15 protein-coding genes and 1 riboswitch are annotated in these 17,997 nt (G+C 67.5%); of the genes, 9 read left to right on the forward strand and 6 right to left on the reverse strand.

Annotation, left to right across the window (positions count from 1 at the left end; translation table 11 throughout):
* Positions 1-10: 10 nt before the first annotated feature.
* Positions 11-1,018 (forward strand): DUF695 domain-containing protein, encoded by a 1,008-nt coding sequence (locus AC20117_RS16165; RefSeq protein ID WP_074702786.1) that lies wholly within the window; start codon positions 11-13, stop codon positions 1,016-1,018.
* Positions 1,019-1,089: 71 nt separating this feature from the next.
* On the opposite strand, the gene AC20117_RS16170 is transcribed toward AC20117_RS16165, so the two are convergent.
* From AC20117_RS16170 to AC20117_RS16180, 3 genes are all read right to left on the reverse strand, one after another.
* Positions 1,090-2,202 (reverse strand): sialate O-acetylesterase, encoded by a 1,113-nt coding sequence (locus AC20117_RS16170; protein ID WP_074702785.1) that lies wholly within the window; start codon positions 2,200-2,202, stop codon positions 1,090-1,092.
* A gap of 64 nt (positions 2,203-2,266) precedes the next feature.
* Entirely contained in the window at positions 2,267-3,847 is a 1,581-nt protein-coding gene (gene hutH, locus AC20117_RS16175; RefSeq protein ID WP_074702784.1) for a histidine ammonia-lyase, read from the reverse strand.
* 49 nt (positions 3,848-3,896) lie between these two features.
* Positions 3,897-4,925 carry an ABC transporter substrate-binding protein gene (locus AC20117_RS16180; protein WP_074702783.1) on the reverse strand — a complete coding sequence of 343 codons (1,029 nt, stop codon included), beginning with the start codon at positions 4,923-4,925 and terminating at the stop codon, positions 3,897-3,899.
* 198 nt (positions 4,926-5,123) lie between these two features.
* Between AC20117_RS16180 and AC20117_RS16185 the strand changes: the two genes are divergently transcribed.
* The 5 genes from AC20117_RS16185 (at position 5,124) to hutI (ending at position 11,562) form a co-directional block, all read left to right on the forward strand.
* Positions 5,124-5,831 carry an IclR family transcriptional regulator gene (locus tag AC20117_RS16185; protein ID WP_074702782.1) on the forward strand — a complete coding sequence of 236 codons (708 nt, stop codon included), beginning with the start codon at positions 5,124-5,126 and terminating at the stop codon, positions 5,829-5,831.
* A 61-nt stretch (positions 5,832-5,892) separates the two neighbouring features.
* On the forward strand, positions 5,893-7,575 hold the full coding sequence (hutU, locus tag AC20117_RS16190; RefSeq protein ID WP_074702781.1) for a urocanate hydratase: 1,683 nt from the start codon (positions 5,893-5,895) through the stop codon (positions 7,573-7,575).
* Between the two features lie 68 nt (positions 7,576-7,643).
* A complete protein-coding gene (locus tag AC20117_RS16195; RefSeq protein ID WP_074702780.1) occupies positions 7,644-8,843 on the forward strand; it encodes an allantoate amidohydrolase in 1,200 nt (399 codons plus the stop codon).
* Positions 8,840-10,333, forward strand: coding sequence for an amidohydrolase family protein (locus tag AC20117_RS16200; RefSeq protein ID WP_074702779.1), 1,494 nt, complete (start codon positions 8,840-8,842; stop codon positions 10,331-10,333). Before AC20117_RS16195 ends, AC20117_RS16200 begins: the two co-directional genes overlap by 4 nt.
* Positions 10,330-11,562, forward strand: coding sequence for an imidazolonepropionase (hutI, locus tag AC20117_RS16205; protein WP_074702778.1), 1,233 nt, complete (start codon positions 10,330-10,332; stop codon positions 11,560-11,562). Before AC20117_RS16200 ends, hutI begins: the two co-directional genes overlap by 4 nt.
* A gap of 60 nt (positions 11,563-11,622) precedes the next feature.
* On the opposite strand, the gene AC20117_RS16210 is transcribed toward hutI, so the two are convergent.
* Positions 11,623-12,222: a TIGR03086 family metal-binding protein gene (locus AC20117_RS16210; protein ID WP_074702777.1), complete on the reverse strand. Its 600-nt coding sequence runs from the start codon at positions 12,220-12,222 to the stop codon at positions 11,623-11,625.
* A 142-nt stretch (positions 12,223-12,364) separates the two neighbouring features.
* On the opposite strand from AC20117_RS16210, the gene AC20117_RS16215 reads away from it, so the two are divergent.
* Positions 12,365-13,153 (forward strand): CPBP family intramembrane glutamic endopeptidase, encoded by a 789-nt coding sequence (locus AC20117_RS16215; protein WP_074702776.1) that lies wholly within the window; start codon positions 12,365-12,367, stop codon positions 13,151-13,153.
* 112 nt (positions 13,154-13,265) lie between these two features.
* Here the strand turns inward: AC20117_RS16215 and AC20117_RS16220 are convergent, their stop codons facing one another.
* Positions 13,266-13,907 carry a VOC family protein gene (locus AC20117_RS16220; RefSeq protein WP_074702775.1) on the reverse strand — a complete coding sequence of 214 codons (642 nt, stop codon included), beginning with the start codon at positions 13,905-13,907 and terminating at the stop codon, positions 13,266-13,268.
* Between the two features lie 110 nt (positions 13,908-14,017).
* Positions 14,018-14,132: riboswitch (SAM riboswitch) on the forward strand.
* A 66-nt stretch (positions 14,133-14,198) separates the two neighbouring features.
* On the opposite strand from AC20117_RS16220, the gene AC20117_RS16225 reads away from it, so the two are divergent.
* Entirely contained in the window at positions 14,199-15,518 is a 1,320-nt protein-coding gene (locus AC20117_RS16225) for a bifunctional o-acetylhomoserine/o-acetylserine sulfhydrylase (RefSeq protein WP_074702774.1), read from the forward strand.
* A 33-nt stretch (positions 15,519-15,551) separates the two neighbouring features.
* Positions 15,552-16,679, forward strand: coding sequence for a homoserine O-acetyltransferase MetX (metX, locus tag AC20117_RS16230; RefSeq protein WP_074702773.1), 1,128 nt, complete (start codon positions 15,552-15,554; stop codon positions 16,677-16,679).
* A gap of 12 nt (positions 16,680-16,691) precedes the next feature.
* Here metX and AC20117_RS16235 read toward each other — a convergent pair whose 3' ends face one another.
* Positions 16,692-17,987 (reverse strand): winged helix DNA-binding domain-containing protein, encoded by a 1,296-nt coding sequence (locus AC20117_RS16235; protein ID WP_236777347.1) that lies wholly within the window; start codon positions 17,985-17,987, stop codon positions 16,692-16,694.
* Between the last annotated feature and the right edge of the window lie 10 nt (positions 17,988-17,997).

A 17,997-nucleotide genomic window follows, 5' to 3' on the forward strand; every position in this document is an offset into this window, starting at 1 on the left:
GACAGGGAGCATGGACGTAGATGCCGTAGGGGAGTTCTGGGCCTGGTGGGAAGCGGATGCCGCCGGGCGCATTGCGCAGGGCGCAGAGGGCTACGCCGAAAACTACGTCAAGCAGCTGGGCCAGCGGATCGGGAGGATCGATCCGGGCCTGGCCTGGGAGCTCGGTCCCGGAACGACGGCGGAACACGAACTGGTCATCTTCCCCGAGAGTCCCGAGCACGCGGCCCTCGCCCGGCGTGTGCTCAAGGCGGCTCCGGCACCGGACCGGCACTGGGAATACACGGATGCCCGCCAGGCGGCCGCGCGTTTCGAGGACCTGACGCTGGGGGTCGGCGGCGAGGAGTTCGCCGGCGAGGACTTCCGGGTGGGCCTGATGCGCAACCGGTATTCGGCGGATATTTCGGTCTACCACCCGAAGCTGGGTCGGCTCCCCGAAGACAAGCGGCTGGTCCCGGTGGCCATCATGCTGGACCATGCCATCGGCCAGCAGGACGTGAATGCGTGGATCGGCATCATCGAACCGGTGCTGCAGCCGCATCCGGGGGACATCCCGCTGAGTGACCTGCCGGCCGTCGTGCAGCAATTGCGCGCCGGCGCGTTCGACGGGCACGGCGAGCCCATCTGGGAAGAGCTGCACGGCCGCTCCGTCGAGGACCGCCCCATCACCGCCTACGTGCAGGTTCCGCTGGTACCGGCGTTCTGGCCCGATTTCGACCAACATATTGCCGTGCAGCTCGGCTACGCCCAGATCCTCGACGACGGGCTCCCGGGCGAGGAATCGGGTCGCCGGCTGCAGGCGATGGAACAGGCGCTCGCCGAAGCGCTCAACGGCAACGGGCGCCTGGTTGCGGCCGAAACCACGGACGGCCGCAGGATCCTGCACTTCTACGTGGATTCGACCACCTCCGCCGGCTGGGACCTGGAAGCGGCCGCGGCGGCCTGGAAAGAGGGACAGACCGGCGTCGGTGCGGAACTTGATCCCGGCTGGTCCGGCGTCAACCACCTGAGGATCAGATAGGGATAGGGCGGTGAGACCATCGCGGCCCTCAGCCCCCGCCGTCGTGCGCTTCGACGACGTTTCGCGGCGCGTCAGCTGGCGGCCATGCCGGAGAACGTCCGGTAGTAGCGCAGGCCGAGCTCGCGGGCGCCGGCAGCGTTGAAATGGATGCCGTCGCTGGCACCGTTGGCGCCGGCAGGTCCCTCGACGAAGGCGGTTTGCGGCCGGTGGGAGGGAATGGAACGATGCGCCGCGTCGATGCGGCCGCGGATCTTCTTGTCCGCGGCGATCCACTCGGGCACCATGCCACCAATGAGGAACGGGACCGGACCCAGCTCTGCGCGGTACAGGTCGATGATCTGCAGCAGCTTGCGCCGGTACCAGTCCTCGCGCACTTTGGGCAGCGCGTCCGATTCGCCCTGGTGCCACAGGATGGCCACCAGCCGGTGCGAGGGGTTGAGGGCGAGGGCGCGGAGGCACGCATCCAGTCCCCGGCGGGCCAGGTTCACGGAGGCGGTGGTGTTGTCCGGGTCCCAGACATAGTCCGCGTTGCCGGTGATCGAGGTGCCGCCGAGGGCCGCCGGCACCAGCAGCACCTTGCGGTCCGCCGCTTGGTTGAGCCAGAGCTGCCGGGCGAACTCCATTCCGGGACCGATAGTGGGGGCACCGTCGCGCAGGTTCTGGGTGACGTGGAACAACGCGTCCGCGGCCGGAATCACGGTCCCGGCATGTGGGCCCGAGCCGGCGAACTGGTCAATGCCCTCCAGCCTGATGTCAATGGCCGGATCATGGGGCAGCCCCGAGCCTTGCATGTTGGATTGCCCCAGCAAGAGAACGACGTCGGCACCGGACTTTCGCGGGTCGGTGCGGCCGTTGCTTGCGGCGGCTCCGGCGACATTCTCGGCGCTCTGGATGCCCTGCCCGCCGGCCGGCTGGGCGGGGTTAAGCAGGTTGGCCAGCGCCCGATGCGTGGCTGATTCGGGATCGGCGATCAGCCGGGCGATGTCCTCGTCGGAGGGCAGCCCCAGGCCCGGCAGCGGACTGCCCGGGCGGGCGGCCGCATGGGCCGCTCCAGCTCCGAGGGCCCCGGAACCAAGGCCGACCGCGATGATGGGGGCGGCGCGGCGGAACAGCGTCCGGCGGCTGGGAGTGGCAGGGCTTTCAGAGCCGGATTGTTGCGCGTTGGCAGGCTCGTCCGTGCCCATGCTCGTGTCCCCCTCCAGGCCGGGCGCCGGCGGGCTCACCCGCCGGCTGGCAAAATCACTCCGATCAGTTTAGCGCCGACCCGAGCTTCTGCTGGACGGCCTCGATCAGCACGCCGCTGTCCACCAGAATGTACACCGCTTCGATCTCGGGGGAGAGGTAGCGGTCCGTTCCCGGGCCTTCGACCACCTTGCGGATTTCGCGCCGGACCGCGGTGACGGCGGGGGCGCTCCGGGAGGAGTCCAGGCCGCCGTCGCGCATGTCCAGGGCCCGGGCGCTGGTGAGCAGTTCGATGGCCAGCACCCGCGTCAGGCCATCCAGCGCCCGGCGCAGCTTCAGCCCGGCGGACCAGCCCATGGAGACGTGGTCTTCCTGCATGGCGGAAGACGGGATGGAGTCCACCGAGGCCGGGTTGGCCAGCCGCTTGAGTTCGGAGACGATGCCCGCCTGGGTGTACTGGGCGATCATGTGGCCGGAGTCCACGCCGGGGTCGTCGGCCAGGAACGCGTTGAGCCCGTGGCTGCGGGCCTTGTCCAAGAAACGGTCCGTCCGCCGCTCGCTCATCGAGGCCAAATCCGCCACGGCGATGGCGAGGAAGTCCAGGGCGTAGCCGACCGGCGCGCCATGGAAGTTTCCGTTGGACTCGACCCGGCCGTCCTGGGTGACCACCGGGTTGTCGATGGCGGAGGACAGCTCGTAGCCAGCCACGGATTCCACATGCGCGAGCGTGGCCCTTGCGGCACCGTGCACCTGCGGGGCGCAGCGCAGCGAGTAGGCGTCCTGCACGCGGGTGAAGCGGTGGCCGTCGCCATTATCGGACGACTTCTGCTCGGCGATCAGTGGCGAGCCGTCCAGAATCCGGCGCATGTTGGCCGCGGCGGCGATCTGCCCGGGGTGCGGGCGCAGCGCGTGCAGGTCTTCGGCCAGCACCGAGTCGGTGCCCAGCAGGCCCTCGATGCTCATGGCGGCAGCCAGATCCGCCGTCTTAAGTAGCAGGTGCAGGTCCGCCGAGGCCATGATGAGCATGCCCAGCATCCCGTCCGTGCCGTTGATCAGCGCCAGGCCTTCCTTCTCCCGCAGTTCCACCGGCTCGAGCCCGGCGGCAGCCAGCGCTTCGGCGGCAGGCACCAGGGCGCCGTCGTTATTCCGTACTTCGCCCTCGCCCATAAGCGCCAGGGCGCAGTGTGCCAGCGGTGCCAGGTCCCCCGAGCAGCCGAGCGAGCCGTACTCGCCGACCACCGGAGTGATGCCGGCGTTGAGCATGGCGGCATAGCCCTGCGCCACCATCGGGCGGACCCCTGTGCGGCCCGTGGCCATTGTGGAGAGCCGGTTGAGCATCAGGCCGCGGACCACCTCGCGGTCCACTTCGGTGCCGGAGGAGGCAGCGTGGCTGCGGATCAGGCTGCGCTGGAGCTGGGTGCGCAGCTCGATGGGGATCTGCTTGGTGGCGAGGGCGCCGAAGCCCGTCGAAACGCCGTAGTGCGGTTTGTCATCGGTGACCAGCGCGTCGATCACCGCGCGGGACTCCGCCATGGCTGACAGGGACTCGGCGCTGAGCTCGATCGGTGCGCCGTGGCGCGCGACGGCGATGACTTCCTCCGGCATGAGCGGGCCGGTGGAGATGGTGACGGGCTGAAGCTGGGACATGGTGCCTTTCATCGAAGGTGCGGTGGCGTGGGAGGCTGGGCGGATCTGGCTACTTGGCAATCAGGGCATCATAGTCCGGCTCGTTTTCCAACACTCCGTACTTCTGGGCCGCGGTGCCCAGTTTCTGCAGTCCGTCCATGTTGACCTCGGGATACCACTTGGACATTTCCACGGTCTCGGCCAGTTCCGGCGTGATCTTGGCGTAGTCCTGGATGATGGTGCGGACCTCGTCCTCGTTTTCCATCGCGAAGGCGAAGGACTTCTCCAGCGCACGCGTGAAGCGTTCCACCAGCTCCGGGTTTTCCTGCAGGGTCTGCTCGGAAGTGAAGTAGAAGGCCGAATCGAAGTTCTCGGTCAGGTCCGTCATGGGGCTGGCCACGATCTCGCCGCCGGCCTCCAGGATCTGCGTGCGGAACGGTTCGGTGGTCCAGGCCGCGTCCACGTCCCCGCGCTCCAGTGCCGCCGGCATATTGGGATAGGGCATCTCGACAAAGTTCACGTCCTGCGGATCCCCGCCGGCTTCCTCGATGGAGTTGCGGATGGTCACGTCGGCGAAGTTGTTCAGGGCGTTGACCGCCACCGTCTTGCCCACGAGGTCCGCAGCGGAATCAATGCCGCTGTCGGGCATGGCTGCCACCTCGGTGACATCCTCGCCCGGCACGTTGGTGGAGCTCGAGCCGTTGGAGACGACCTTCACCGGCAGCTTTTTGTCCTGGGCGATCAGGAGCGAGACGACGTTGGAGTAGCCGAACTGGTATTCACCGGTCATCACGGCCGGCACGATCGCCGCGCCGCCCTGGGCGAGCTGGACGGAGAGCTGGATGCCTTCGTCCTCGAAGTAGCCCTCCTGCATGCCCAGATAGATGGGGGCGACGTCGGTGATGGGGATGAGCCCGACGCTCACCTGGTCCAGGCCCTCCTTGGGCGCGGCGCCATTGGAATTCGGGGCGTTCTCCGGAGCCGACGGGCTGCCTGATCCGCAGCCGGTCAGCGCCAGCAGACCCGTGAGGGCGGCGGCGGACGCGCCCGTCATGAACGTACGGCGCTTGGTAGTGGATCCGCGGAAGAGCTTTTCCATGGGAATTTCTCCAGTTCTGCCGCTGAATGGCAAGGCCATTTCAGACAGTAAAATTTATGGGCTAATAGGGAAAAGGTACAGAGCGATCGCCCTGCCGTCAATGGTGGAGTGAAAAAAGGGGCATTGCCACTAGATGAAATTGATGTTTTACTAAGTGCAACGTCGATGAAACGACGATCCCGACGGAAAGGCACTGGCATGGTGGACACCACTACAGACACCGCTGCGGCGCCGGACGCCACTACCCGTGCCGCCGACCGCGCCCTGGGTCTGCTGCGCGTTGTCTGCGAGAACGACGGCGTCAAACTCGCCGATGCGGCCAAGGCAGCAGACCTTTCGGCGAGCACGGCGCTTCGCCTGCTGAGGACGCTGGAAGCCAACGGCTTCGCAGCCAAACGCGAGGACGGGCTGTACCGGCCGGGATTCCGCATGGTCCAGCTGGGCGTCCAGGCCTTGAGCCACGAATCGCTGGTCGCGACCAGCCAGGATGCCTTGCGCTCACTGGTTTCCCGGACGGGCGAATCCGCCTACCTCAGCGTGGCCGCAGGCAGCACCGACGGGCTGTACCTGGCCATCGAGGAAGGCACGCACACCGTGCGCCACATCAATTGGGTGGGCCGTACGTTCCCGATGGTCGGCAGCGCCGCCGGGGAAGCCCTGCAGGGCAAGGTGGCGCCCGGGTCCTTCGCCGTCGTGGCCGAAGGCGTCGAGCCCGACATCACCGCCGTGGCCGCCCCGGTAATGGCCGGTTCCAAGGTGGTCGCCGCCCTGAGCATTGTTGCGCCGAGCTACCGCACCACCGCCGAAGCCGCCCAAACCTTCGGCGCCCTGCTGGCTGCCGAAGCAGGCCGCGTCTTTGCCGCCCCAGGCGGGGATGCCGCCGTCGTTAGTCCCCGGACTTCCTAACCTGTTCCTAGCCTGACAGCCGGATAACTACCCGCTTCCATCAGAGAAAGAGCCTTCAGAAATGACCTTCACGCAACATGATTCCTCCCGTACCGTCCGCGCCGCCCGCGGCACCGAGCTGACGGCCAAGAGCTGGCAGACCGAGGCGCCGCTGCGGATGCTGATGAACAACCTGGATCCCGAGGTCGCCGAGCGCCCCGAGGATCTGGTGGTCTACGGCGGGACGGGCCGCGCGGCCCGCAGTTGGGAAGCTTACGACGCGATTGTGCGCACGCTGGCCACCCTTGAGAAGGACGAGACTTTGCTGGTCCAGTCCGGCAAGCCGGTGGGCGTTTTCCGCACCAATGAATGGGCGCCGCGGGTGCTGATCGCCAACTCGAACTTGGTGGGGGACTGGGCCAACTGGCCCGAGTTCCGCCGGCTCGAGGCCGAAGGGCTGATGATGTACGGCCAGATGACCGCGGGGTCCTGGATCTACATCGGCACCCAGGGCATCCTGCAGGGCACCTACGAAACCTTCGCCGCCGTCGCCGACAAGCGGTTCAATGGCACGCTGGCCGGAACGCTGACCCTGACCGGCGGCTGCGGCGGCATGGGCGGCGCGCAGCCGCTGGCCGTGACGCTGAACCAGGGAGCGTGCCTGATAGTCGACGTCGACGAGACGCGCCTGCGCCGCCGTGCCGGCAAGCGGTACCTGGACGAGGTGGAAACGGATCTTGACGCCGCGCTGGCCAAGGTCATGCGCGCCAAGGCGGAGAAGCGGCCGCTGTCCGTGGGCTACGTGGGCAATGCCGCCGCGGTGTTCCCCGAGTTGCTGCGCCGCCACCACACCGGCGAGATCAGCGTGGACATCGTCACCGACCAGACCTCGGCGCACGACCCGCTGAGCTACCTGCCGCTGGAGTACTCGGTGGAGCAATGGGACGCCGAGGCCAAGGCCGACCCCGCGGGCTTCACCAAGAAGGCGCAGGAATCCATGGCCCGCCACGTGCAGGCAATGGTGGAGTTCCAGGACGCCGGCGCCGAGGTGTTCGACTACGGCAACTCCATCCGCGACGAGGCACGTCTGGGCGGCTATGACCGGGCCTTCGAGTTCCCCGGCTTCGTGCCTGCCTACATCCGTCCCTTGTTCTGTGAAGGGCTCGGCCCGTTCCGCTGGGTCGCTCTGTCCGGCGATCCGGAGGACATCCGCGTCACCGACGAGGCGATCAAGGAGCTATTCCCCGAGAACGAACACCTGCACCGCTGGATCGACGCCGCGCAGGAGCATGTCGAGTTCGAAGGTCTACCGGCACGCATCTGCTGGCTGGGCTACGGAGAGCGGCAGAAGGCCGGGCTGCTGTTCAACCGGCTGGTGGCCGAGGGCAAGGTCTCTGCGCCGATCGTGATCGGCCGCGACCACCTGGACTCCGGTTCCGTGGCTTCCCCGTACCGCGAGACCGAATCTATGGCGGACGGTTCCGACGCGATTGCCGACTGGCCGCTGCTGAATGCGCTGGTCAACACGTCCTCCGGCGCCACCTGGGTGTCCATCCACCACGGCGGCGGCGTCGGCATCGGCCGCTCCATCCACGCCGGCCAGGTCTCCGTTGCCGACGGCACCGAATTGGCGGCGCAGAAGCTGGAACGGCTGCTGACCAACGATCCGGGCATGGGAGTGATCCGGCACGTGGATGCGGGTTACGATCGGGCCGTTGAGGTTGCTGCCGAGCGCGGGGTGCGGGTACCGATGACCGAGTCCTGATCCCGCCCCGTCCCACCCGTTCGTCTTTCCCCGTTCTCCTGTCCGCCCGTCCCATCCGGAGGTCCTCCTTGGAAACCGTTTCCCAGCTGCTCGAGTCAATCAGCGACGTCGGCCGTGATACTGTCCGCGGCGGATACTCGCGTCCGGTGTATTCGACGGCGGAGCTGGACCTGCGCGGGTGGTTCGTCGAACAGGCCGGGCGGCGCGGGCTGGAGGTCGAGACGGACCGCAACGGCATCATCTGGGCCTGGTGGGGCGCACCCGAAAAAGGTGCGCTGGTCACCGGCAGCCACCTGGACTCGGTCCCCGGCGGGGGCGCGTTCGATGGTCCGCTCGGTGTTGCTTCGGCACTCGCCGCCGTCGACGTCCTGCGGCAGCGCGGGGTGCAGCCCAACCGGTCCCTCGCCATCACGGTCTTCCCCGAGGAGGAGGGCTCACGCTTCGGCGTGGCCTGCCTCGGCTCGCGGCTGCTAACCGGCGCCATCGATCCGGACAAGGCCCGGAACCTGCGCGACGCGGACGGCAATACCTTTGCGGACGTCTCGCGGGGGAACGCGCTGGACCCGGAGCACTTCGGGCGGGACGAGGAAGCGCTGGCCCGGATCGGCGACTTCGTCGAACTGCATGTTGAGCAGGGCCGCGGCCTCGGCGAGGAGGGGCCGGCGATCGCCGTCGGCAGTTCCATCCTGGGCCACGGACGCTGGAAGCTGACGGTCAGCGGCCAGGGCAACCACGCCGGAACCACCCTGATGCAGGACCGGGCGGATCCCATGGTGGCGGCAGCGCAGATCATTCTTGCCGTGCAGAAAACGGCCGCCGCCCAGCCGGACGCCCGCGCCACGGTGGGGCGGCTGGAACCGATCCCCGGCGGCACCAACGTGATCGCCTCGCGGGTCCAATTGTGGCTCGACGTCCGGCATCCGGAAGACGCCGTGACCGCCGCCCTCGTGGAGGCGATCCACGGCAAGGCACAGAAGATCGCCGCGTTCGAGGGCTGTTCCGTGACGCTGACGGAGGAGTCCTATTCCGGCACGGTCCACTTCGACGCGGCACTGCAGCGGCAGCTCGAAAATGCGCTGCCCGGGGCGCCGGTGCTCGCCACAGGTGCTGGCCATGACGCCGGTGTGTTGGCCGGCTATGTGCCCTCCGGCATGATCTTCGTGCGCAACCCGACCGGCATCTCCCACTCGCCGGAAGAACACGTTGAGGACGACGACGCCGACGCGGGCGCGGGTGCGTTGGCCGACGTACTGGAGGGGCTGCTGTGAGCGTCTGGTGCGAAGCCGCCTGGATCCGCGGGCGCGGCGTCGTGTCCGGCGTGCGCGTGGAGGTGGACGAATCCGGAATTGTGACCCGGCTTGAGCTGGGCGCGGAGCGGAAGGCCTCGGACCTGCCCGTCTCCGGCGTAGCCTTTCCGGCTGCTTCCAACGCCCACTCGCATGCCTTCCACCGGGTCCTGCGGGGCCGCACGCATGACATGGGCGTGGGCAGTTTCTGGACCTGGCGGGAGCAGATGTACCGTGCGGCCGGGGCGTTGAGCCCGGCGTTGTATGAGCAGCTGGCCACAGCCGTCTTTGCCGAAATGGTGGTGACGGGCTGGACCAGCGTGGCCGAATTCCACTACGTCCACCACCGTCCCGACGGCACGCCGTACGGGAGCACAGGCAATGGTGGCAGCCCGGGGAGTGCCCGGAGCGAGGCCAGCGCCGGCAGCACAGACCCGTACGGCAGCGCGGACGGCAGCGGTAGCGCAGCCTCGAACGGAGCCGACGGCCCCCATGCCATGGAGCTCGCCTTGGCCAGGGCGGCGGTCAACGCCAGGATCAGGCTGACGCTGCTGGACACCTGCTATCTCGCCGGCGGGATCGGGCAGGAGCTCTCGCCGGAACAGCTGCGGTTCGGCGATCCGGATGTCCACGCGTGGTTGTCGCGGCTGGAGTCCCTGCGCGAAGCCATTTCACGGGAATTCAGTCCGGACCAGGTCACTGTTGGTGCCGCCCTGCATTCGGTGCGCGGGGTGCCCGCCGACGTGCTGCCGGTCATTGCCGAGAAGCTGCCGCCGGAGATTCCGCTGCACATCCACCTTTCCGAACAGCCCGCCGAAAACGAAGCCTGCCTGCAGGCCACCGGGCTGACCCCGACGGCGCTGCTGCGCCGGAGCGGCCTGCTCACCCGCCGGCTTTCGGCCGTCCACGCCACCCACCTGACGGAGCAGGACATCGCCATGCTCGGCGCCGCCCATGCCACCGTGGTGATGTGCCCGACTACCGAGGCGGACCTGGCGGACGGCATCGGTCCGGCAGCGGCACTGCGCGACGCCGGGGCGCGCATCGCGCTCGGCACGGACCAGCACGCCGTCGTCGATCCCTGGCTGGAAATGCGGGCCCTCGAACATGGCGAACGGCTCCGGTCCGGCCAGCGCGGCTGGTTCCCGCCCGAAGCCTTGCACGAGGCGGCCTCGGACGCCGGCGCCCGCTCGCAGGGCAGAAGGCTGCCCGGGTTCGAACGGGGGAAGTACTGCGATCTGATGGCGGTGGACCCCGGCAGCCTGCGCACCATCGGCTCGCAGCCGGACCAGCTGGCACTTTCCGCCACCGCGCAGGACGTCAGGACCGTCGTCGTCGGCGGTCGCCTCGCCGCCCGCCAAGGCATCCACGCGACGCTGGGCGATCCCGCCCGGCTGCTCGCGGCAGCCATCACCGACGTCGACGCCGCAGCAACCGGCGACACCGCAGCCAAGGGAGCCCTCCAAAAATGACCGCTAGCAAGTCCACGCTGATCACCAACATCGGCGAGCTCATGACCCAGGACCCGGCACGCGGGGCCGGCTCAGTGCTGCGCGACGCCGCCGTCGTTATTGAGGGTGAGCGGATCAGCTGGATCGGACCCGCTGGCCAGGCGCCGCAAACCGATGAAATGTACGACGCCGAAGGCCGCGCGCTGCTGCCGGGCTGGGTTGATTCGCACACCCACCTGGTGTTCGCCGGGGACCGGACTGCTGAGTTCGAGGCGCGGATGGCGGGGGAAAGCTATGCGGCCGGCGGGATCGCCGTGACCACCGGGGCCACCCGGGCCGCGGACGATTTCGACCTGACCCGGCTGCTGATGGGCCGTGTCGCCGAGGCCGTCGCCGGCGGAACAACGTATTTGGAGACGAAGACCGGTTACGGGCTGGATGTGGAGCACGAGGCGCGGTCCGCGCGCATCGCCTCCACGGTGGCGGACCAGGTGACCTATCTGGGTGCCCATCTGGTTCCGGACGGGATGGACGCGGATGCCTACACGGAGCTGGTCTGCGGCGAGATGCTTGAGGCGGTCCGGCCATACGTGCAGTGGGCTGACGTGTTCTGCGAGCGCGGCGCCTTCAACGAGGAGCAGTCGCGTCGTGTGCTGGCAGCGTGCCGCGATGCCGGGCTCGGACTCCGCGTGCACGGCAACCAACTGGGCGAGGGGCCGGGCGTGCAGCTCGCCGTCGAGTTCGGCGCCGCCAGTGTGGACCACGTCAACTATCTGGCGGACACCGATGTGAAAGCGCTGGCCGACAGCTGGTCCGGGTGGGACCGCGCGGCCGGGACGGGGGAGCGCGGCACCGTGGCCACCTGCCTGCCGGCCTGCGATCTCTCGACCAGGCAGCCCTTGGCACCGGGACGGCAACTGCTCGATGCCGGCGTCGAAATCGCCCTGGCCTCCAACTGCAATCCGGGCACTTCCTACACAAGCTCGATGAACTACTGCGTGACCACGGCGGTCCTGCAGATGGGACTGAGCGTCCAGGAGGCAGTCCGGGCGGCGACGTTTGCGGGCGCCCTTGCCCTGGGCAAGCACGTTGGCGCCGACGTCGACGGTCAGCGGGCGGTGGGCTCGATCGCCGTCGGACACCGGGCCGACCTGCATCTGCTTAACGCGCCCTCGGCCACGCATCTGGCCTACCGGCCCGGCATGCCGCTGACCGCCGCGGTCTGGCGCGCGGGCGTGCAAGTGCGCTGATTTTCGCCGCTGATTGCCTGCCGCTCCCATGGGTACGCTGACCCGGGATGCCGGCTGCCGCTACTTCGCGGTCCAGCCGGGATTTCGTCCCGTCAGCCCCAGCAAACGGTCCAGCAGCGGTGCATCGGCGGGAATCTCGATGACCGGGCCGAACAAGCCCTCGCGGGCTTCGCCTTCCTGAGCAGAAAGCTCGGCAAATTCGTAGGCCGCCTGCAGGTTGGCGGTGTCGGCGTCGAACGACTGGCCCGTGGCCGCGGCCAAATCCCAGCCGTGCACCACCAACTCGTTGGTAGCCACCAGGCCCATGAGCTCGGCCGGCATGGTCACGCCGCCGGCCTGCGCCATACCTTGCCAGGCGGACGGATGTTGCCAGGCAGCCGCCAGGTCATCCAGGCGCTGGGGGAGGAGGTTCCGCCAATCCGGGTCCAGATTCGCAGCCGAGGGACGATTGTCCGGGGCGTCGGGCGGCACAGAGTCATAGCCCGGCTCCATCGATGCTTTGGTCGCCGCGTCCCTGAACGCGACGGTCAGGCCCATGAAGTGATCGAGCAGGTCCCCGACACTGTAGTACTCGCAGGGCGTTGGCCCGGCCAGCTGACCGTCCCCGATGCCCTTGACAATTTCCGCCACCTGCCGCGCGGCTGGTTCCAGATTGAGCACGCCGGGCCTCCCTCTCCTTCGGCTGTTTATTTGTCTTTTGACCTTCGCACGCGGGTTCCCCGGCGTCCAGAGCCAGGCCGCGGGATTGCGCCGATCCGTCCTTGTTGAGCACGCTCCCAGCAGGAGTTGGCAAGATAGACCCATGCAGAGCCAGACCGCAGCCACCGACACCGTGCCCCGCACCCGCCGTTACTACCGCGCCGAAGTGCTGATAGTTCTGGGGCTCTCCCTGGGTCAGTCTGCCGTCTACGCCATTGTGAACCTGCTGGAAAAGATGACGCGGGCGCCGCTCGGGTCGCAGACCACGGCGCTGAATCCTGTCCTGAACGAGCGGGAGCTGTTCGACCTGCTCTACCAGCTGCTGGCAATCTTCTTTGCCCTGGTCCCCGTGGCGCTGGTGCTGTTCCTGCTGACGGCACCGGGCGAACGCGCCCGCGAGGCCTTCCGGAAGATCGGGTTTACCTTCTGCCGGCCGGGCGTGGACTTTGGACTGGGCTTCGGTTTGGCCCTGCTGATCGGTGCGGGCACCTTAGGTGTCTATGCGGGCGGACGCGCCCTGGGCATTACGACGGCAATAGTCCCGGCTGCACTGGACGAATACTGGTGGACTGTCCCGGTCCTGGTTCTGTCCGCCTTGCGCCACTCGGTGCTGGAAGAAGTCGTTGTGGTCGGCTACCTCTTCAACAGGCTGGCCAAGCTGGGCTGGGGCACCTGGACCATCATTTTCACCAGCGCCGTGATCCGAGGCAGCTACCACCTGTACCAGGGGATCGGGCCTGGCATCGGCAACTTCCTGATGGGCCTCGTCTTTGGCTATGCCTACACCCGCACCAAACGCGTGATGCCGCTTGTGATAGCCCATGCCGTGCTCGACATCGCAGGGTTCGTTGGCTACGCCCTCTTCGGCTCCGCCATCGGCATCGGCGAATAACTTCTCCCGCCGCGGCGTCTTCCCAGTGTCCGGCAAATGAAATGCTCCGCTTTGGATACTGGCTCAGTAGAGCCAATACCAAAGCGGAGCGAAAGCCTCCGAAAAGGTGCAGTTAGAGTTCGACGATGCCCTTGTCGGTCTCGAACCGTACGGACATGATGCCCGGGGTGCCGTTCGGCGCCGTCCAGGCAACCTTGACATCATCCAGCAACGCGTCGATCGGTGTTCCCAGCCAGTCCGCCACACGCGTGGAGGAGCCGCCGATGGTCAACCCGATCAGCTTCGCCGTCGCAGGATACGCCTTCGACGGGTGCAGCTCCTCGGTGCCCTCGTCCCAGCGCAGCATGTACGGAACCTGCGGGTCCGCGATAAGGCCCTTAATGCCGATCTGCTGCCAGGTCAGTTCGCGGCCGTCCGGGAACTTGCGGCCGCCCGGCACCGCATGGCGGCCCAGCCGCTCCTCGAACGGAGCCAGATCGTCAACCTCGACGCACCAGCCCATCCAACCGCCGCCTGCTTCGGAGCGGGCACGTACGGCCTGGCCGAACGGCGCCTTGTCCGACGCGGGGTGGTTCAGCACCTCGACGACCTCAAGATAATGATGGTCCGTCAGGGGGAAAATCATGTTGCGGGTTCCAAAGCGGGGATGGACGCCGCCCTTGACGGCTTCGATACCCAGGGCTGCCGAAATCCGTTCGGTTGTAGCCGCCAGGCCATCGGGTTCACAGGCATATGAGACATGATCGAAACGCATGCCTCATTTTGGCATTTTGTGATGTGCCTCTCGACTAAGGGTGTCCTAACTGACATTCACACGCCGTCACATACTTGCTGAAAAAGTGCCCGTCGCCGAACCTAGATACAGGTCATGAGTGCCAGCAACAAGCCCCGGCTAGCTGGCCGGCAACCCTCCAACCGCGGTGGGGTGCCCCGGGTGAGGACCAGGCTCCCGCCATCAGGCGGGACGCAAGCGCGGGTCACCCGAGGAAAAATGCCGGAAATCCGGTTCCCGGGCAGACCCCTTTGAGACAAGAGGGAGTTCCACATGTCAAACGACTGGTCATTCGAAACCCGCCAGATCCATGTAGGCCAGGAGCCGGACACCGCAACAGGCGCGCGTGCCCTGCCCATCTACCAGACGACGTCGTTCGTCTTCCCGAGTGCCGAAAGCGCGGCCAACCGTTTCGCGCTGGCCGAGCTGGCGCCCATCTACACGCGGATCGGCAACCCGACCACCGAGGCCGTGGAGAACCGGATTGCGAACCTGGAAGGCGGCGTCGGAGCACTGCTGCTGTCCTCCGGCCAGGCGGCGTCCACGTTCTCCATCCTGAACGTCGCCGAGGCGGGCGACCACGTCGTCGCCAGCCCGAGCCTCTACGGCGGCACGTACAACCTGCTCAAGAACACCTTGAAGAAGTTCGCCATCGAGGTGACCTTCGTCGAGGATCCGGACAACCTGGACCAGTGGCGCGCGGCCGTCAAGCCGAACACCAAGGCGTTCTTCGGCGAGGCCGTGTCCAACCCGCGCCAGGACGTGCTCGACGTCGAAGGCATCAGCGCCATCGCCCACGAAGCAGGCGTGCCGCTGATCGTGGACAACACGCTGGCCACCCCGTACCTGATCCGCCCGATCGAGTGGGGCGCCGACATCGTGGTCCATTCGGCCACCAAGTACCTCGGCGGCCACGGCAGCGCCATCGCCGGCGTGATCGTGGATTCGGGCAACTTTGACTTTGCCAAGGATCCGGAGAAGTTCCCCGGTTTCAACACGCCGGACGAGAGCTACAACGGCCTGGTCTTCGCCCGCGACCTCGGCGTCGGTGGCGCGCTCGGCGCGAACCTGGCCTACATCCTCAAGGCCCGCGTCCAGCTGTTGCGTGACCTCGGCTCCTCCGCCGCTCCGTTCAATGCGTTCCTGATTGCCCAGGGCCTGGAGACACTGAGCCTGCGCGTGGAGCGGCATGTGGAGAATGCGCAGAAGGTGGCCGAATGGCTTGAAAAGCACGACGCCGTTGCCTCCGTTGCCTACGCCGGCCTGCCTTCCAGTCCCTGGTACGAGCGCGGCCGTAAGTACGGGCCCAAGGGTACCGGCGCCATCATCGCGTTCGAGATCGCCGGCGGGCTCGAGGCCGGCAAGCGCTTTGTCGACGGACTGGAACTGCACTCCCATGTGGCCAATGTCGGCGACGTCCGCTCGCTGGTCATCCACCCGGCGTCGACCACCCATGCCCAGCTGTCCCCGGAGGCGCAGGCCGCCGCCGGTGTCACGCCGGGACTGGTCCGGCTGGCCGTTGGCATCGAGCACATCGACGACATTCTCGCGGACCTCGAAGCCGGTTTCCGCGCATCCAAGGGTGCCGCCTGAGCGCGGCCTCATGAAGGAATCACAGGCATAGCATTGACAACTCTGCAACCACAGGAGCTGCTGGACACGGTGGCGGACGGCATTTTGCGTTACGCGTCCATCGGAGCCCTCGAGCTGGAAACGGGCGGTTTTCTGCCCGAGACCGTTCTGGGCTACGAAACCTGGGGCACTCTCAACGAGGATGCCTCCAACGCCGTGCTCATTGCGCATGCCTTGACCGGCAGCACCCATGTGGCGCGCGGAGATACGGATGAGGCGGGCTGGTGGGATGCGCTGGTGGGGCCCGGCGCCACGATCGATACCAACGAGTACTTCGTGGTGGCGGCCAATATGGTCGGCGGCTGCTACGGCTCCACCGGCCCGTCCTCCCCGGCGCCTGACGGCAAGCCCTGGGGCTCGCGCTTCCCGCTGGTGACCATCCGCGATTCGGTCCACGCCGAGGCGCGGCTGGCCGACCAGCTGGGGATCCAGCGCTGGCATGCAGTTCTCGGCGGCTCCATGGGCGGTGCCCGCGCGCTGGAATGGGCCGCAACCTACCCGGAGCGGACCGCCCGCTGTGCGGTGATAGCCTGCGGTGCGGCAAGCACTGCTGAGCAGATCGCCTTCGCACAGGCGCAGGTGCTGGCCATCCGGCTCGATCCGAACTTCAACGGGGGCGACTACTACCAAGGGAATGCGCCCGACGCCGGCCTCGGCATCGCGCGCAGGATCGCGCACATCAACTACCGGTCCGAGCCCGAATTCGAGTACCGCTTCGGCCGCAATGCCCAGGGGACCGAGCAGCCCTTCGGCAGCGCCAACCCGGCAGAGCGCGGGCGGTATGCCGTGGAAAGCTACCTGGACCACCAGGCCAACAAACTGGCGGGCCGGTTCGATGCAAACAGTTACATCCTGATGACCGAAGCCCTGATGAGCCACGACGTCGCGCGCGGCCGCGGCTCGGTGCAGCAGGCCTTGGCAGACGTCGACACGGACTTCTTCATCGCCGCGGTGGACTCCGACCGGCTGTACTTCCCGGAGCAGTCGCGCCAGCTGGCCGAAGCGCTGCCCACACCGCCCAAGGTGCACATGATCGAGGTGCCCACCGGCCACGACGGCTTCCTGACGGACATCCACCAGCTGCACAACGAGCTGGTTGCCCAGTTCTTCCCGCGCAGCTGATCCGGGCAAAATTCAGTCAAGCAGGTCCACCGTGACAGGGCGGCCTAGGAAAGTCTCATACCGGGCGATGGCGGCATCCAGTGCGCACTGCTGCGACGGCCCCAGCGTCCGGTGCAGCAAGATACTAACGACGGCGGACTCCGGCTTCAGCGTGTGCTGCCAGTTTCCGATCATGCGCCCGTCCAACAGGACCACGTGACTGGGCTGCTTGCTCGCGACTGAGGCCGGGGCCGTCCCACCCAGGTAGTGTCTGGTCGGTGTGTACCCCATGACGTATTCGTCGTAGCACTGGATCAAGTCGATCCGAGGGGCTGCCGGCGCAGCGCTGGGTGGTGCGAGGCCAACGTCTGATCCGGCGGTGGCCGCTTCCGTGGCAGAGTGTGCGGGGCCGGAGGCCATGATGAAGTGGTAGCCGTCGGCGCTGAACGACTGCATTTGGGAGCGGTCGCCCGGCCGTACGTCTTCTTGACTGCCTGCAGCGAGCACAGCCAGCCCGCGCCGGATGTCTGCCTGTGTCAGGCCGGACCAGACGGCGCAGTCTTTGACCGTGGTGGGTCCGCGGCTGGAAAAGTAGCGCCGGGTAAGTTCGGCAAGTGCTTGGTCGCGGTCGTAGTCCGTTGCCAGGGCCGGCACCCGTTCGTCGAAGAGCGCGTAGGTCTGGCGGACCGCGCCGCTTTCGCTGATCCGAGGTACGCCGCTGACCAGCACCTGGTCCATTTCCGCATGGAAGACCAGATGGCCCAGGCGCTGCCCGCGCAGGGGTGCCCCGTTGAGCCGTTCGCCGGTATCCGCCAGCAGACCCGCCCGTTCGAGTTCCGCGGCCAGTTCGTCGCGGGTCAGGTGCCGGCCACCGTCTACGGCCGCGCCGAGGACGTCGTTGCTGCGGCCGACGATCTCCGCGTCGAGCCCGAGCTGCCGGTCCCGGGTCTTATTGCCGGTCCTGAGCCTCGGGCCGGACAAAGTCATCAGCCAGCGCAGATCCTCCGCAAGGACAAAGTGCCAGGTCGGCCGGAGCACATGGGTCCGCAGGATAGTGCCCGCTGACAACGCCGCATCCACGGCTGCCGCGTTGTCCCTGGCCTGGCCACGGCACCGTTGCGCCAATGTCCACCGGGCATACGCATGCTCCTGCGCCTGTACGGCGAGCAATGAGCGCAAGGAGGCCCCGGCGTCGTACGCTCCTTCTCCCCACAGCTGCTGCGCGAGCAGCCGGTGCCGGACAATCCCCGCTGCGATCGCAGACTCTTCATTGAGCCCACCAGCACCGGAAGTCTTCTGATCGCCCAGCGCGCTGTCCGCGGAATCCACGCTCAGCCAG

Source organism: Arthrobacter crystallopoietes, from assembly GCF_002849715.1.
Classification (GTDB): Bacteria; Actinomycetota; Actinomycetes; order Actinomycetales; family Micrococcaceae; genus Crystallibacter; species Crystallibacter crystallopoietes.

Coding starts and splice junctions, on each gene's coding strand:
- hutH (WP_074702784.1), bottom strand. CDS start 3,847: ATGTCCCAGCTTCAGCCCGTCACCATCTCCACCGGCCCGCTCATGCCG.
- AC20117_RS16165 (WP_074702786.1), top strand. CDS start 11: ATGGACGTAGATGCCGTAGGGGAGTTCTGGGCCTGGTGGGAAGCGGAT.
- hutI (WP_074702778.1), top strand. CDS start 10,330: ATGACCGCTAGCAAGTCCACGCTGATCACCAACATCGGCGAGCTCATG.
- AC20117_RS16215 (WP_074702776.1), top strand. CDS start 12,365: ATGCAGAGCCAGACCGCAGCCACCGACACCGTGCCCCGCACCCGCCGT.
- hutU (WP_074702781.1), top strand. CDS start 5,893: ATGACCTTCACGCAACATGATTCCTCCCGTACCGTCCGCGCCGCCCGC.
- AC20117_RS16220 (WP_074702775.1), bottom strand. CDS start 13,907: ATGCGTTTCGATCATGTCTCATATGCCTGTGAACCCGATGGCCTGGCG.
- AC20117_RS16180 (WP_074702783.1), bottom strand. CDS start 4,925: ATGGAAAAGCTCTTCCGCGGATCCACTACCAAGCGCCGTACGTTCATG.
- AC20117_RS16185 (WP_074702782.1), top strand. CDS start 5,124: ATGGTGGACACCACTACAGACACCGCTGCGGCGCCGGACGCCACTACC.
- AC20117_RS16225 (WP_074702774.1), top strand. CDS start 14,199: ATGTCAAACGACTGGTCATTCGAAACCCGCCAGATCCATGTAGGCCAG.
- AC20117_RS16170 (WP_074702785.1), bottom strand. CDS start 2,202: ATGGGCACGGACGAGCCTGCCAACGCGCAACAATCCGGCTCTGAAAGC.